Source organism: Pseudomonas sp. S10E 269, from assembly GCF_002798465.1.
GTDB classification, from domain to species: Bacteria; Pseudomonadota; Gammaproteobacteria; order Pseudomonadales; family Pseudomonadaceae; genus Aquipseudomonas; species Aquipseudomonas pergaminensis.
The window spans coordinates 821,505-835,557 of record NZ_PHIJ01000001.1 but is presented as its reverse complement, the minus strand read 5'-3'; the positions used below and the strand labels follow the sequence as shown (position 1 = coordinate 835,557).

Genomic DNA, 14,053 nt, shown 5'->3' with positions numbered 1-14,053 from the left:
CCTGGGTGATCCTTACGCGGAAACGCGGGGGATCGTGTCGTCCGCACGCAGCGTGAAGATCTCGTAGCCGGTTTCGGTGACCAGCAGGGTGTGCTCCCACTGGGCCGAGAGCTTGCGATCCTTGGTGATCGCGGTCCAGCCGTCGCCCAGCACTTTGGTGTCGGCCTTGCCCTGGTTGATCATCGGCTCGATGGTGAAGGTCATGCCGGCCTTCAGTTCCATGCCGGTGCCGGCACGGCCGTAGTGCAGGATCTGCGGCTCTTCGTGGAAGACGGTGCCGATGCCGTGGCCGCAGAATTCGCGCACCACCGAAAAGCCGTTCTTTTCGGCGTGCTTCTGGATCACTTCACCGATGTCGCCCAGGCGGCAGCCAGGCTTGACGATTTCGATGGCCTTGTACATGCATTCCTGGGTCACCTGGGACAGGCGCTCGGCCCACACCGGCACGTTGCCGACGTGGAACATGCGGCTGGTATCGCCGAAGTAGCGGTCCTTGATCACGGTGACGTCGATGTTCAGGGTGTCGCCGTCCTTCAACGGCTTGTCACCCGGGATCCCGTGGCAGACCACGTGGTTGACCGAGGTGCAGATCGACTTGGGGAAGCCCTTGTAGTTCAGCGGCGCAGGAATGGCGCCCTGCACGTTGACAATATAGTCGTGGCAGATCTGGTTGAGGGTTTCGGTGGTAACGCCGGGCTTGACGTGTTCGGCGATCATTTCCAGCACGTCGGCAGCCAGTTTGCCGGCGATGCGCATGCCAGCGATGTCTTCGGCGGTTTTCAAGCTAACGGTCATACAGGCTCTCTCTAGCGCGACGCGCTGAAATCAATACGGTTTACGGGCGTGCGACAAAAGGTTACAGAATTCGCACAAGCCACAAAAAACGCGATTCTAACAGACGATGGCGTCAAATCATGAGCCTCTGATGATCGCTTCTCTCTATAAGGTAGGGCTATCTCGGCTCTATTCAAGGGGTTACACCAAAGCGTCCGGCACCAAATGTGATTGCGTGTTCCGTTTTTGCCGATGCTGTGGTATAAAATGCGCCGCTTTCCGGGGATACCCCGCAAAGCTTAAATCCACACACGTGTCGACACGATGACCTGGGTGCCGGAGGCCTTGATGCCGCTGGTTGGTCATTGGGATACGTGGAGGCCAAACCCGACTTATTAAGGAACTATCATGTCCCAAGTCAACATGCGCGATATGCTGAAGGCCGGTGTGCACTTCGGTCACCAGACCCGTTACTGGAACCCGAAAATGGGTAAATACATTTTCGGCGCGCGTAACAAGATCCACATTATCAACCTTGAAAAAACCCTGCCAATGTTCAACGAAGCGCTGACTTTCGTAGAGCGCCTGGCCCAGGGCAAAAACAAGATTCTGTTCGTCGGCACCAAGCGTTCCGCTGGCAAGATCGTTGCTGAAGAAGCAGCACGTTGCGGTTCGCCGTACGTCGATCACCGCTGGTTGGGCGGCATGCTGACCAACTTCAAAACCATCCGTGCTTCCATCAAGCGTCTGCGTGACCTTGAAGTGCAAGCCGAAGACGGTACTTTCGCCAAGCTGACCAAGAAAGAAGCGCTGATGCGCTCCCGTGACCTGGAAAAGCTCGATCGTTCCCTGGGTGGTATCAAGGACATGGGCGGTCTGCCTGACGCACTGTTCGTTATCGACGTTGATCACGAGCGCATCGCGATCACCGAAGCCAACAAGCTGGGCATCCCGGTTATCGGCGTAGTCGATACCAACAGCAGCCCGGAAGGCGTTGACTACATCATCCCAGGCAACGATGACGCAATCCGCGCTATCCAGCTGTACATGGGTTCGATGGCTGACGCTGTAATCCGTGGTCGCAACCACGTTGCTGGTGGTACCGAGCAGTTCGTTGAAGAAGCTCCGGTAGCTGCCGCTGAGTAATTAGCGCCCTGGCGTTGACTCAGTAAGCAAAAAGGGGGCTTGGCCCCCTTTTTGCCACCTCGAAAACCATTTGTCGGCAGCGCAACTGCATCATCTGTAACGTGCAGCGGCCTACAAGGGTAATTCGGGAAGAATTGATCGCCCGTTTGATCGGGTGGAATGGTTGAAAACCTATCCAAGAGGATTTTGAAATGGCAGAGATTACTGCAGCGTTGGTCAAAGAACTGCGTGAGCGTACCGGCGAAGGCATGATGGATTGCAAAAAGGCCTTGACCAAGGCCGGCGGCGACATCGAAAAAGCCATCGACGACATGCGTGCTTCCGGCGCCATCAAGGCTGCCAAGAAAGCAGGCAACGTAGCTGCTGAAGGCGCAATCGCTCTGAAAGAAGACGGTAAATCCGCCGTTCTGCTGGAAGTGAACTCGCAGACCGACTTCCTGGCTCTGCAGGACGACTTCAAGGCATTCGTTGCTGCCAGCGTTGAAAAAGCATTCGCTGACAAGCTGACTACCGTTGAGCCTCTGATCGAAGCTCAAGAAGCTGCTCGCCTGGTACTGGTCGGCAAGGTTGGCGAAAACGTCAACATCCGTCGCCTGACTCGCGTTGAAGGTGATGTGGTTGGTGGTTACCTGCACGGCAACAAAATCGGCGTAGCTGTTGTTCTGAAAGGCGGCGACGTTGAGCTGGCCAAAGACATCGCTATGCACGTTGCTGCCAGCAACCCTGAGTTCCTGCTGCCTTCGGAAGTTTCTGACGAAGCGATCGAGCGTGAAAAAGCTGTGTTCCTGCAGCTGAACGAAGAAAAAATCAAAGGCAAGCCAGAAAACATTGTTGAGAATATGGTCAAGGGCCGTATCAGCAAGTTCCTGGCCGAAGCAAGCCTGGTTGAGCAGGCGTTCGTCAAGAACCCTGAAATCAAGGTTGGCGAACTGGCCAAGAAGGCCGGTGCTGAAATCGTTTCCTTCACCTACTACAAAGTAGGCGAAGGCATCGAGAAGCCGGTCGACAACTTCGCTGAAGAAGTTGCCGCCCAGCTGGCTGCCGCCAAGCAATAAGACAGTTTTCAACTGTCGCCCGAAAGAGGCTGCCCGCTCACGCGCGCAGCCTCTTTTCAAATGGGAAGGCTGATTTTAATTGGCTTCCCCTCGGAACTGGCTTACAAAGCCGTGTTCCGATGGCGCTGTAGCAGCGTCCAGCTAGAGTGAACGCAAGCCGTAAACGGCTCGCCAAGAATTTTTAAAAAATACGCCGCAGGAGAGATTCGCAATGGCTCAGCAGGGCAGTGGTTATCAGGCTCGCTATAAACGCATTCTACTCAAGCTTAGCGGCGAGGCCCTGATGGGCTCGGAAGAGTTCGGGATCGATCCCAAGGTGCTCGACCGCATGGCGCTGGAAGTCGGCCAACTGGTCGGTATCGGCGTACAGGTCGGCCTGGTGATCGGTGGCGGCAACCTGTTCCGCGGCGCGGCACTGAGTGCGGCCGGTATGGATCGGGTCACCGGCGACCACATGGGCATGCTGGCCACTGTGATGAACGCCCTGGCCATGCGCGACGCCCTGGAGCGCGCCAATATCTCGGCTATCGTGATGTCGGCTATTTCCATGGTCGGCGTGACCGATCACTATGACCGCCGCAAAGCCATGCGCCACCTGAACGCCAAGGAAGTGGTGATCTTCGCCGCTGGCACGGGTAACCCGTTCTTCACCACCGACTCGGCAGCGTGCCTGCGCGCTATCGAGATCGATGCCGACGTGGTGCTCAAGGCCACCAAGGTAGACGGTGTGTACACCGCAGACCCATTCAAAGACCCGCATGCCGAGAAGTTCGATCATCTGACCTACGATGAAGTACTGGATCGCAAGCTGGGCGTGATGGACCTGACGGCTATTTGCCTGTGCCGCGACCACAAGATGCCGCTGCGCGTATTTAACATGAACAAGCCCGGCGCCCTGCTGAATATCGTACACGGCGGCGCAGAAGGGACTCTGATCGAGGAAGGCCAACAATGATCAACGAAATCAAGAAAGACGCCCAAGCGCGTATGCAGAAATCCCTGGAGTCTCTGAGCCACGCATTCGGCCAGATTCGTACCGGCAAGGCGCACCCGAGCATCCTTGGCAGCGTGATGGTGCCTTACTACGGTGCCGACACCCCGCTGAGCAGTGTGGCCAACGTCACCGTTAAAGACTCGCGCACCCTGCAGGTCGTGGCTTTCGAGCGCAATATGCTGGCTGCTGTCGACAAGGCTATCCAGAGCGCTGGCTTGAACCTCAACCCGACCAACCTGGGTGAGTTGCTGCTGATCTCCATGCCGGCCCTGACCGAGGAAACCCGCAAGGGCTTCACCAAGCAGGCACGCAGCGCTGCCGAAGATGCTCGTGTTGCTGTGCGCAACATCCGCCGCGATGCCTTGGGTGACCTGAAGAAGCTGGTCAAGGACAAGGAAATCAGCGAAGACGAAGAGCGTCGTGCCACTGCTGACATCGACAAGCTGACCAAGGATGCCGAGGCCCAGATCACCAAGGCCACGGAAGAAAAAGAAAAGGACCTGATGGCCGTATAAGGGGTCAGGACACCTTCATGGAAAAGACCAAGCAGACTGTACCCTCTGTGGTGCCGCGCCATGTCGCGATCATCATGGATGGGAATAATCGCTGGGCGAAGAAACGCTTTATGCCGGGTGTTGCCGGGCATAAAGCGGGTGTCGATGCGGTACGGGCTGTGATCGAGGTGTGTGCCGAGGCCAAGGTCGAAGTGTTGACCTTGTTTGCCTTCTCCAGTGAGAACTGGCAGCGGCCCGCCGAAGAAGTCAGTGCCTTGATGGACCTGTTCTTCAAGGCCCTGCGTCGTGAGGCCAAGCGCCTCAACGACAACAACATCAGCCTGCGCATCATTGGCGATCGCTCACGTTTCCATCCGGAGCTGCAAGCTGCCATGCGCGAAGCCGAGGCTATCACTGCTGGCGCAAACCGCTTTGTGCTGCAGATCGCAGCCAACTACGGTGGCCAGTGGGACATCGCCCAGGCCGCACAACGCCTGGCGCGTGAAGTACAGGCCGGTCATCTGCGGCCCGACGACATCACGCCCGAACTGCTTCAAACCTGCCTGGTCACCGGCGACCTGCCGTTGCCGGACCTGTGCATCCGTACCGGTGGCGAGCACCGCATCAGCAATTTCCTGTTGTGGCAGTTGGCCTACACCGAGCTGTACTTCTCCGACCTGTTCTGGCCGGACTTCAAACACGATGCCATGCGCAATGCGCTGGCCGATTTCGCTTCCCGTCAGCGTCGCTTCGGTAAAACGAGCGAGCAGATCGAAGCTGGAGCCCGGGTTTAAATGCTTAAACAACGAATCATCACAGCACTGATCCTGTTGCCGATCGCCTTGTGTGGGTTTTTCCTGCTCGACGGTTCCGGCTTTGCGCTGTTTATCGGCCTGGTCGTCACCCTCGGTGCCTGGGAATGGGCGCGCCTGGCGGGTTTCAGTGCCCAGTTGCCACGCGTGGTGTATGCCGCGGTCGTGGCTGCCCTGGCGTTTCTCCTGTACATCCTGCCGGACATCGCGCCGTGGGTATTGGGGGCGGCGGTGCTGTGGTGGGCGCTGGCAACGTTCCTGGTGTTGACCTATCCGCGCACCAGCAGCCAATGGTCCAGTGTTGCCTGCAAGCTGGTGATCGGTTTGCTGATCCTGCTGCCGGCATGGCAAGGGCTGGTGGAGATCAAGCGTTATCCACTGGGTAACTGGCTGATCCTGGCGGTCATGGTGCTGGTCTGGGGGGCTGATATCGGCGCCTACTTTTCCGGTCGGGCCTTCGGCAAGCGCAAGCTGGCGCCGGCGGTCAGTCCGGGCAAGAGCTGGGAAGGGGTCTATGGCGGGCTGGCATTGACGCTGGTGATCGCGCTGGTCGTCGGTATCGTGCGTGGCTGGGCGGCGAAGGAGATTTTCCTGGCGCTGTTGGCCACCGCCATCGTCGTGTTCATTTCGGTGGTGGGTGACCTCACTGAAAGCATGTTCAAGCGCCAGGCCGGGATCAAGGACAGCAGTAACCTGCTGCCGGGTCATGGCGGTGTGCTGGACCGCATCGACAGCTTGACCGCAGCCATCCCGATCTTTGCTGTCCTGCTGTGGATGACTGCTTCGTGAGCCGCCTGCAACAAGTGACCGTGCTGGGGGCAACCGGCTCGGTGGGGCTGAGCACCCTGGACGTGATTGCGCGTCACCCTGATCGCTACCAGGTCTTCGCACTCACCGGGTTTACCCGCCTGAGCGAACTGCTGGCCTTGTGCGTGCGTCATGCGCCGCGTTTCGCGGTGGTGCCAGAAGCCGCTGCGGCACGGGGGCTGCAGGATGATCTGCGGGCTGCCGGGCTCGCGACTCAAGTATTGGTAGGCGAGGAGGGGTTGTGCCAGGTTTCGGCCGATGCCGAGGTAGACACTGTGGTCGCGGCTATCGTAGGCGCTGCGGGTCTGCGTCCCACCCTGGCGGCCGTTGACGCTGGCAAGAAGATCCTGCTGGCCAATAAAGAAGCGCTGGTCATGTCCGGCGCACTCTTCATGCAGGCGGTGCGCAAAAGCGGCGCCGTGCTGTTGCCCCTCGACAGTGAACACAACGCGATCTTCCAGTGCATGCCCGGCGACTACGCGCGCGGCTTGAGCCAGGTGGGTGTGCGTCGAATCCTGCTGACCGCCTCGGGTGGTCCGTTCCGGCAAACACCACTGGATGAGCTGGAGCACGTATCGCCCGACCAGGCGTGCGCTCACCCGAACTGGTCCATGGGGCGCAAGATCTCCGTGGATTCGGCCAGTATGATGAACAAGGGCCTTGAGTTGATCGAGGCCTGCTGGCTGTTCGATGCACGCCCGGATCAGGTCGAGGTGGTGATCCACCCGCAAAGTGTGATTCATTCCCTGGTCGACTACGTGGACGGTTCGGTCCTGGCGCAGTTGGGCAACCCCGATATGCGCACGCCGATTGCCAATGCGCTGGCCTGGCCGGAGCGGATTGATTCCGGCGTGGCGCCCCTGGACCTGTTCGCCGTTGCTCGCCTGGATTTCGAGGCGCCGGACGAGCAGCGCTTTCCTTGCCTGCGCCTGGCGCGGCAAGCGGCCGAGGCGGGTAACAGCGCGCCGGCGATGCTGAATGCGGCCAACGAAGTGGCCGTGGCGGCGTTTCTCGAACGGCGCATCCGCTTTCCGCAGATCGCGAGTATCATCGAGGACGTCCTGGCGCTCGAGCCGGTCGTGGCGGTGAGCGACCTGGGGGCGGTATTCGAGGCCGATGCCAAGGCTCGGGCCCTGGCGGAACAATGGTTGAACCGCAACGCGCGTTAGTCTGCAGGCGGCTTTGAGCCTTCAGGCACTGGATTGGAATGCGGAGAAATTAGATGAGTGCGCTTTACATGATTGTCGGCACCCTGGTTGCTCTGGGTGTGCTGGTTACCTTCCACGAATTTGGCCACTTCTGGGTGGCGCGTCGTTGCGGCGTCAAGGTATTGCGCTTCTCCGTCGGTTTCGGCATGCCGCTGGTGCGCTGGCACGACCGCCGTGGCACCGAGTTCGTGATTGCGGCCATCCCGTTGGGCGGCTACGTCAAGATGCTCGATGAGCGTGAGGGCGAAGTTCCGGTGGATCAGTTGGACCAGTCCTTCAACCGCAAGACCGTTCGTCAGCGTATCGCCATTGTCGCTGCCGGCCCGATCGCCAATTTCCTGTTGGCGATGGTGTTCTTCTGGGTCCTGGCCATGTTGGGCAGCCAGCAGGTCCGTCCGGTGATCGGCGCGGTCGAGTCAGACAGTATTGCCGCCAAGGCTGGGCTGGTTGCCGGGCAAGAAATTGTTTCCATTGATGGCGAACCCACCACCGGTTGGGGCGCGGTCAATTTGCAGTTGGTGCGTCGCCTGGGTGAAAGCGGCATCGTCAATGTCGTGGTGCGCGAGCAGGATTCCACCACCGAGACCCCGCGTGAACTGGCCCTCGACCATTGGCTCAAGGGCGCTGACGAGCCTGACCCGATCAAGTCCCTGGGCATACGTCCATGGCGTCCGGCCCTGCCACCGGTGCTTGCCGAGCTGGATCCGAAAGGTCCGGCCCAGGCCGCCGGCCTCAAGACCGGCGATCGCCTGTTGGCCCTCGATGGCCAGCCATTGGGTGACTGGCAGCAGGTGGTCGATCTGGTTCGTGTACGGCCTGATACCAAAATTGTGCTGAAAGTTGAGCGCGACGGTGCTCAAATCGACGTCCCTGTGACCTTGTCGGTTCGTGGGGAAGCCAAGGCGGCCGGGGGTTACCTGGGTGCCGGGGTCAAAGGTGTCGACTGGCCGCCATCGATGGTGCGTGAGGTGAGCTACGGGCCGTTGGCGGCGATTGGCGAGGGTGCGAAACGCACTTGGACCATGAGCGTGCTGACCCTCGAATCCCTCAAGAAAATGTTGTTCGGCGAGCTCTCGGTAAAAAACTTGAGTGGACCGATAACCATTGCTAAAGTGGCGGGCGCTTCTGCCCAGTCGGGTGTCGCGGATTTCCTGAATTTCCTGGCTTATCTGAGTATTAGCCTGGGCGTTCTGAATTTGCTGCCCATTCCAGTATTGGATGGGGGGCATCTGTTGTTTTATCTGGTCGAGTGGGCGCGTGGTCGTCCCTTGTCGGATCGGGTGCAGGGTTGGGGGATACAGATCGGTATCAGTTTGGTGGTCGGGGTGATGTTATTAGCCTTGGTCAACGATCTGGGTCGACTGTAACGCTTCGCTGAATTGCGAATCTGCCGCATTTTGCGGCAGTTTGTTTATTGCCAGTTGGAATAAGAAAGGACTTCATGAAACGTCTGCTGCTAACTGCGGTTCTCACCGTATTGATGATCGCCGAAGTTCACGCCGAGTCCTTCACCATCTCCGATATTCGCGTCAACGGCCTCCAGCGGGTTTCCGCAGGTAGCGTCTTTGGTGCTTTGCCGTTGAACGTTGGGGAACAGGCTGATGACCGTCGCCTGGTGGAATCCACTCGTGCGCTGTTCAAAACCGGTTTCTTTCAAGACATCCAACTGGGTCGCGAAGGTAACGTCCTGGTCATCACCGTGGTCGAGCGACCTTCCGTCGCCAGTATCGAGATCGAAGGCAACAAGGCGATCTCTACTGAAGACCTGATGAAAGGTCTGAAACAATCCGGCCTGGCCGAAGGCGAGATCTTCCAGCGCGCCACCCTCGAAGGTGTGCGTAACGAGCTGCAACGCCAGTACGTTGCCCAGGGTCGTTATTCTGCGACCGTGGAAACGGAAGTGGTCCCGCAGCCGCGTAACCGTGTCGGCCTCAAGGTCAACATCAACGAAGGCACCGTGGCGGCGATTCAGCACATCAACGTGGTGGGCAATACCAAGTTCGCTGATGACGACCTGATCGACCTGTTCGAACTCAAGACCACCAACTGGCTGTCGTTCTTCAAGAACGATGACAAGTACGCCCGTGAAAAACTCTCCGGTGACCTGGAACGCCTGCGTTCCTACTACCTGGACCGTGGCTATATCAATATGGATATCGCTTCGACCCAGGTGTCCATCACCCCGGACAAGAAGCACGTCTACATCACCGTCAACGTCAACGAAGGCGAGAAATACAAGGTTCGTGACGTAAAACTGAGCGGCGACCTTAAAGTGCCTGAAGACCAGGTCAAGGCGCTGTTGCTGGTGCAGAAAGACCAGGTGTTCTCGCGCAAGCTGATGACCACCACTTCCGAACTGATCACCCGCCGCCTGGGTAACGAAGGCTATACCTTCGCCAACGTCAATGGCGTACCGACGCCGCACGATGATGACCACACCGTGGACATCACCTTTGTCGTCGACCCGGGCAAGCGTGCCTACGTGAACCGTATCAACTTCCGCGGCAACACCAAGTCTGCGGACGAAGTACTGCGTCGTGAAATGCGTCAGATGGAAGGTGGCTGGGCGTCGACCTACCTGATCGACCAGTCCAAGACCCGTCTCGAGCGCCTGGGCTTCTTCAAGGAAGTCAACGTCGAAACCCCGGCTGTACCGGGTGTGGATGACCAGGTCGACGTGAACTACGCCGTTGAAGAACAAGCATCGGGTTCCATCACCGCCAGTGTCGGCTTCGCACAGAGCGCCGGTCTGATCCTCGGTGGTTCGATCACCCAGAACAACTTCCTGGGTACCGGTAACCGTGTGTCCATCGGCCTGACGCGAAGCGAATACCAGAGCCGATACAACTTCGGTTACACCGACCCCTACTGGACTGCTGACGGTGTGAGCCTGGGCTACAACGCCTTCTACCGCACCACCGACTACAAAGACCTCGACGTTGACGTTGCAAGCTATGCGATCGACAGCCTCGGTGCCGGTGTCAACGTTGGTTACCCGATCAGCGAGACCTCGCGCCTGACCTTCGGCCTGACTGCGCAACAGGATGAGATCAAGACCGGTGTATACACCGTGGACGAAATCTTTGACTTCACCCGTCGTGAAGGCGACAAGTTCCTGAACTTCAAGGCGTCTGCCGGCTGGTCCGAGTCGACCCTGAACAAAGGTGTACTGGCTACCCGTGGTCATTCCCAGAGCTTGACCCTGGAAACCACCACGCCGGGCAGTGACCTGTCGTTCTTCAAGCTCGACTACCGTGGCCAGCTGTTCACGCCGTTGAGCGACAATTACACCATGCGCCTGCACACCGAGTTGGGCTATGGCGATGGTTATGGTTCCACCAATGGTCTACCGTTCTACGAGAACTACTACGCGGGTGGCTTCAACTCCGTACGTGGCTTCAAGGACAGCACCTTGGGCCCACGTGGTACACCAAGCCGTGGTGTGGGTGTAACCGGTAACCAGGGTACTGTGGCTGACTCTGACAATGACCCGCTGCCGTTCGGTGGTAACGTGTTGATCCAGGGTGGTGCGGAGATCCTCTTCCCGCTGCCGTTCGTGAAAGACCAGCGTTCCCTGCGTACGTCGGTATTCTGGGACGTGGGTAACGTGTTCGACTCCAAGTGCGAGCAGATCCGTAACCCGAGCGGCGTTAAGTCCGACACACAGTGCAACGACGTGAGCCTCAGTAACCTGGCAAGCTCCGTGGGTGTGGGTGTGACCTGGGTGACTGCGCTTGGCCCATTGAGCTTTGCTCTGGCCATGCCGATCAAGAAACCGGATAACGCTGAAACCCAGATTTTCCAATTCTCCCTCGGCCAGACGTTCTAAGCGTCTGACCCAAGATAACGACAACGGATTCTGTAGGAGTACATCGTGCGTAAGTTGACTCAATTGGTTCTGCTGGCAACCGTGCTGGTAGCGACCCCGGCCTTCGCCGAAATGAAAATCGCCGTGCTGAACTATCAGATGGCCCTGCTGGAATCCGATGCGGCCAAGAAGTACGCCGTGGACGCCGAGAAGAAGTTCGGTCCGCAACTGACCAAGCTCAAGACCCTGGAAAGCAGCGCCAAGGGTATCCAGGACCGCCTGGTTGCCGGTGGCGACAAGATGCAGCAAGGCGAGCGCGAGCGTCTGGAGCTTGAATTCAAGCAAAAGGCCCGTGACTACCAGTTCCAGTCCAAGGAGCTGAACGAAGCCAAGGCTGTTGCTGACCGTGAAATGCTGAAACAGCTGAAGCCGAAACTCGACAGCGCTGTGGAAGAAGTCATCAAGAAAGGTGCCTTTGACCTGGTGTTTGAGCGTGGTGCTGTAATCGACGTCAAGCCTCAATACGACATCACCCGCCAGGTGATCGAGCGCATGAACCAGCTGAAGTAAGCCATGACCGCGACTATCAGGCTCGGCGAGTTGGCCGAGTTCCTGGGGGCCACCTTGCGTGGCTCCCCGGAGAAAGAAATTACTGGGCTAGCCACCTTGCAGGAGGCTGGCCCAGCTCAGTTGAGCTTCCTCGCAAACCCCCAATACCGTAAATACCTGGTCGACAGCCAAGCCGCAGCCGTGTTGCTGAAAGCTGCTGACGCCGAAGGGTTTGCCGGGGATGCGCTGGTGGTGCCTGACCCCTACCTGGCTTATGCGCGGGTGTCGCACCTGTTCGATCCCAAGCCCAAGGCCGCCAGCGGTATTCATCCGTCTGCGGTGATCGCCGATGATGCCCAGGTTGACCCTGCGGCCAGCGTCGGCGCCTTTGCGGTGATCGAGAGCGGCGCACGCATTGGGGCGGGTGTCACCGTGGGTGCCCATTGCTTTATCGGCGCGCGCTGTGAGATTGGCGCAGACGGTTGGCTGGCACCGCGCGTGACCCTGTACCACGATGTGCGTATCGGTGAGCGCGTCGTCATCCAGTCGGGTGCCGTGATCGGCGGTGAAGGTTTTGGCTTTGCCAATGCCAAGGGCATCTGGAACAAGATTGCCCAGGTCGGCGGCGTACTGATCGGCGACGACGTGGAAATTGGCGTGAACACTGCTGTCGATCGCGGGGCCCTGGCCGATACCGTGATCGGTAACGGTGTGAAGCTCGACAACCAGATCCAGATCGCCCACAACGTACAGATTGGCGATCACACCGCCATGGCGGCGTGCGTGGGTATCTCCGGCAGCACCAAGATCGGCAAGCACTGCATGCTCGCCGGTGGCGTTGGGCTGGTGGGGCATATCGAAATTTGCGACAACGTTTTCATCACCGGCATGACCATGGTCACCCACTCGATTACCGAGCCCGGGGCCTATTCGTCCGGTACCGCCATGCAGCCTGCGGCTGAATGGCGCAAGAGTGCAGCACGGTTGAGGCAGCTCGACGACATGGCTCGACGCCTCAAACAGCTGGAAAAGCGTGTTGGGGACGTGACCCCTGGCGGTAATGCTTCATCAGAAGGCTGATACCATTTCCATATCAAGTGTGCACAGCCGCTAGACTGCCTCCTTGATTTGCTAGCGGGGCGTGCTTTTAGTTCGCCCGCCCCCAATCTTTATTACAGGCTTCCCCCCGAAATGATGGACATCAACGAGATTCGCGAATACCTGCCTCACCGTTACCCGTTCCTGTTGGTGGACCGTGTAGTGGACCTCAACGTCGAGGAAAAGCGCATTCGTGCCTATAAGAATGTCAGCATCAACGAACCGTTCTTCAACGGTCACTTTCCCGCGCATCCAATCATGCCGGGCGTGTTGATCATCGAAGCGATGGCCCAGGCTGCCGGTATCCTTGGTTTCAAAATGCTCGACCTCAAGCCTGCCGACGGCACGCTTTACTATTTCGTGGGCTCCGACAAGTTGCGTTTCCGCAACCCGGTGACCCCGGGTGACCAGTTGATCCTGGAAGCCAAGTTCATCAGCTGCAAGCGCCAGATCTGGAAGTTCGAATGCCAGGCCTCGGTGGACGGCAAGCCGGTGTGCTCCGCCGAGATCATCTGTGCGGAACGCAAACTATGAGTTTGATTGACCCTCGCGCAATCATCGATCCGTCGGCCGTTCTGGCCGCCGACGTTGAGGTCGGCCCCTGGTCGATCATCGGCGCAGGTGTGGAAATCGGCGAGGGGACTGTCATCGGGCCGCACGTGATCCTCAAGGGTCCGACCCGCATTGGCAAACACAATCGCATCTACCAGTTCTCCTCGGTAGGCGAAGACACCCCGGACATGAAGTACAAGGGTGAAGAGACACGCCTGGTAATCGGTGATCACAACATCATCCGTGAAGGCGTGACCATTCACCGTGGCACTGTGCAGGACCGGGCCGAGACCACGCTGGGTGATCACAACCTGGTCATGGCCTATGCCCATATCGGTCACGACAGCGTCATTGGCAACCACTGCATCCTGGTCAACAACACCGCGTTGGCGGGCCATGTGCACGTTGACGATTGGGCGATCCTGTCCGGGTTCACCCTGGTGCATCAGTACTGCCATATCGGCGCCCACAGCTTTTCCGGCATGGGCACTGCCATCGGCAAGGATGTTCCGGCGTTCGTTACGGTATTCGGCAACCCGGCCGAAGCCCGCAGCATGAACTTCGAAGGCATGCGCCGTCGCGGGTTCAGCGAAGACGCGATCCACGCCCTGCGCCGTGCCTACAAGGTGGTTTATCGTCAAGGGCTCACGGTCGACCAGGCGTTGACTCAACTGGCCGAGCCGGCAGCGCTGTTCCCGGAAGTCGCGGTGTTCCGCGACTCGATCCAGGCGTCGACTCGCGGCATCACCCGCTAAT

At 58.8% G+C, this 14,053-nt stretch carries 14 protein-coding genes; 13 read left to right on the top strand and 1 reads right to left on the bottom strand.

Annotated elements, in window-relative coordinates; translation table 11 throughout:
• Window positions 1-12 precede the first annotated feature (12 nt).
• The gene (gene map, locus CWC48_RS04025) at window positions 13-795 is read right to left on the bottom strand and encodes a type I methionyl aminopeptidase (RefSeq protein ID WP_016975842.1); all 783 of its coding nucleotides are present in this window, start codon (window positions 793-795) and stop codon (window positions 13-15) included.
• A 387-nt stretch (window positions 796-1,182) separates the two neighbouring features.
• Here map and rpsB point away from each other — a divergent pair, with 387 nt between their 5' ends.
• From rpsB to lpxA, 13 genes are all read left to right on the top strand, one after another.
• A complete protein-coding gene (gene rpsB, locus CWC48_RS04020) occupies window positions 1,183-1,920 on the top strand; it encodes a 30S ribosomal protein S2 (RefSeq protein ID WP_003189158.1) in 738 nt (245 codons plus the stop codon).
• A gap of 191 nt (window positions 1,921-2,111) precedes the next feature.
• Complete coding sequence (gene tsf, locus CWC48_RS04015; protein ID WP_078047204.1) at window positions 2,112-2,975, top strand: translation elongation factor Ts; 864 nt, start codon at window positions 2,112-2,114, stop codon at window positions 2,973-2,975.
• A 211-nt stretch (window positions 2,976-3,186) separates the two neighbouring features.
• Window positions 3,187-3,930, top strand: coding sequence for a UMP kinase (gene pyrH / locus CWC48_RS04010; RefSeq protein ID WP_003172271.1), 744 nt, complete (start codon window positions 3,187-3,189; stop codon window positions 3,928-3,930).
• Window positions 3,927-4,484: a ribosome recycling factor gene (frr, locus tag CWC48_RS04005; RefSeq protein WP_025855128.1), complete on the top strand. Its 558-nt coding sequence runs from the start codon at window positions 3,927-3,929 to the stop codon at window positions 4,482-4,484. The genes pyrH and frr overlap by 4 nt, the downstream gene beginning before the upstream one ends.
• Before the next feature lie 17 nt (window positions 4,485-4,501).
• On the top strand, window positions 4,502-5,257 hold the full coding sequence (gene uppS / locus CWC48_RS04000) for a polyprenyl diphosphate synthase (RefSeq protein WP_016974405.1): 756 nt from the start codon (window positions 4,502-4,504) through the stop codon (window positions 5,255-5,257).
• Complete coding sequence (locus CWC48_RS03995) at window positions 5,258-6,064, top strand: phosphatidate cytidylyltransferase (RefSeq protein WP_078047205.1); 807 nt, start codon at window positions 5,258-5,260, stop codon at window positions 6,062-6,064.
• Window positions 6,061-7,251 carry a 1-deoxy-D-xylulose-5-phosphate reductoisomerase gene (gene ispC, locus CWC48_RS03990; RefSeq protein ID WP_100491373.1) on the top strand — a complete coding sequence of 397 codons (1,191 nt, stop codon included), beginning with the start codon at window positions 6,061-6,063 and terminating at the stop codon, window positions 7,249-7,251. Before CWC48_RS03995 ends, ispC begins: the two co-directional genes overlap by 4 nt.
• A 53-nt stretch (window positions 7,252-7,304) precedes the next feature.
• Entirely contained in the window at window positions 7,305-8,657 is a 1,353-nt protein-coding gene (gene rseP / locus CWC48_RS03985; protein WP_100491372.1) for a sigma E protease regulator RseP, read from the top strand.
• 74 nt (window positions 8,658-8,731) lie between these two features.
• Entirely contained in the window at window positions 8,732-11,119 is a 2,388-nt protein-coding gene (bamA, locus tag CWC48_RS03980) for an outer membrane protein assembly factor BamA (protein ID WP_078047208.1), read from the top strand.
• Between the two features lie 45 nt (window positions 11,120-11,164).
• Complete coding sequence (locus tag CWC48_RS03975; RefSeq protein WP_003219314.1) at window positions 11,165-11,668, top strand: OmpH family outer membrane protein; 504 nt, start codon at window positions 11,165-11,167, stop codon at window positions 11,666-11,668.
• A 3-nt stretch (window positions 11,669-11,671) separates the two neighbouring features.
• Window positions 11,672-12,727, top strand: a complete 1,056-nt coding sequence (gene lpxD / locus CWC48_RS03970; RefSeq protein ID WP_078047209.1) for a UDP-3-O-(3-hydroxymyristoyl)glucosamine N-acyltransferase — start codon at window positions 11,672-11,674, stop codon at window positions 12,725-12,727.
• A 111-nt stretch (window positions 12,728-12,838) separates the two neighbouring features.
• Window positions 12,839-13,279, top strand: a complete 441-nt coding sequence (fabZ, locus tag CWC48_RS03965) for a 3-hydroxyacyl-ACP dehydratase FabZ (protein ID WP_003172281.1) — start codon at window positions 12,839-12,841, stop codon at window positions 13,277-13,279.
• The gene (gene lpxA, locus CWC48_RS03960; RefSeq protein ID WP_016976867.1) at window positions 13,276-14,052 is read left to right on the top strand and encodes an acyl-ACP--UDP-N-acetylglucosamine O-acyltransferase; all 777 of its coding nucleotides are present in this window, start codon (window positions 13,276-13,278) and stop codon (window positions 14,050-14,052) included. The genes fabZ and lpxA overlap by 4 nt, the downstream gene beginning before the upstream one ends.
• Window position 14,053 lies beyond the last annotated feature (1 nt).

Excerpts from the sequence above, each read along its gene's own strand:
- map (WP_016975842.1), bottom strand. The coding sequence starts at position 795 with ATGACCGTTAGCTTGAAAACCGCCGAAGACATCGCTGGCATGCGCATC.
- rpsB (WP_003189158.1), top strand. The coding sequence starts at position 1,183 with ATGTCCCAAGTCAACATGCGCGATATGCTGAAGGCCGGTGTGCACTTC.
- tsf (WP_078047204.1), top strand. The coding sequence starts at position 2,112 with ATGGCAGAGATTACTGCAGCGTTGGTCAAAGAACTGCGTGAGCGTACC.
- pyrH (WP_003172271.1), top strand. The coding sequence starts at position 3,187 with ATGGCTCAGCAGGGCAGTGGTTATCAGGCTCGCTATAAACGCATTCTA.
- frr (WP_025855128.1), top strand. The coding sequence starts at position 3,927 with ATGATCAACGAAATCAAGAAAGACGCCCAAGCGCGTATGCAGAAATCC.
- uppS (WP_016974405.1), top strand. The coding sequence starts at position 4,502 with ATGGAAAAGACCAAGCAGACTGTACCCTCTGTGGTGCCGCGCCATGTC.
- CWC48_RS03995 (WP_078047205.1), top strand. The coding sequence starts at position 5,258 with ATGCTTAAACAACGAATCATCACAGCACTGATCCTGTTGCCGATCGCC.
- rseP (WP_100491372.1), top strand. The coding sequence starts at position 7,305 with ATGAGTGCGCTTTACATGATTGTCGGCACCCTGGTTGCTCTGGGTGTG.
- bamA (WP_078047208.1), top strand. The coding sequence starts at position 8,732 with ATGAAACGTCTGCTGCTAACTGCGGTTCTCACCGTATTGATGATCGCC.
- lpxD (WP_078047209.1), top strand. The coding sequence starts at position 11,672 with ATGACCGCGACTATCAGGCTCGGCGAGTTGGCCGAGTTCCTGGGGGCC.
- fabZ (WP_003172281.1), top strand. The coding sequence starts at position 12,839 with ATGATGGACATCAACGAGATTCGCGAATACCTGCCTCACCGTTACCCG.
- lpxA (WP_016976867.1), top strand. The coding sequence starts at position 13,276 with ATGAGTTTGATTGACCCTCGCGCAATCATCGATCCGTCGGCCGTTCTG.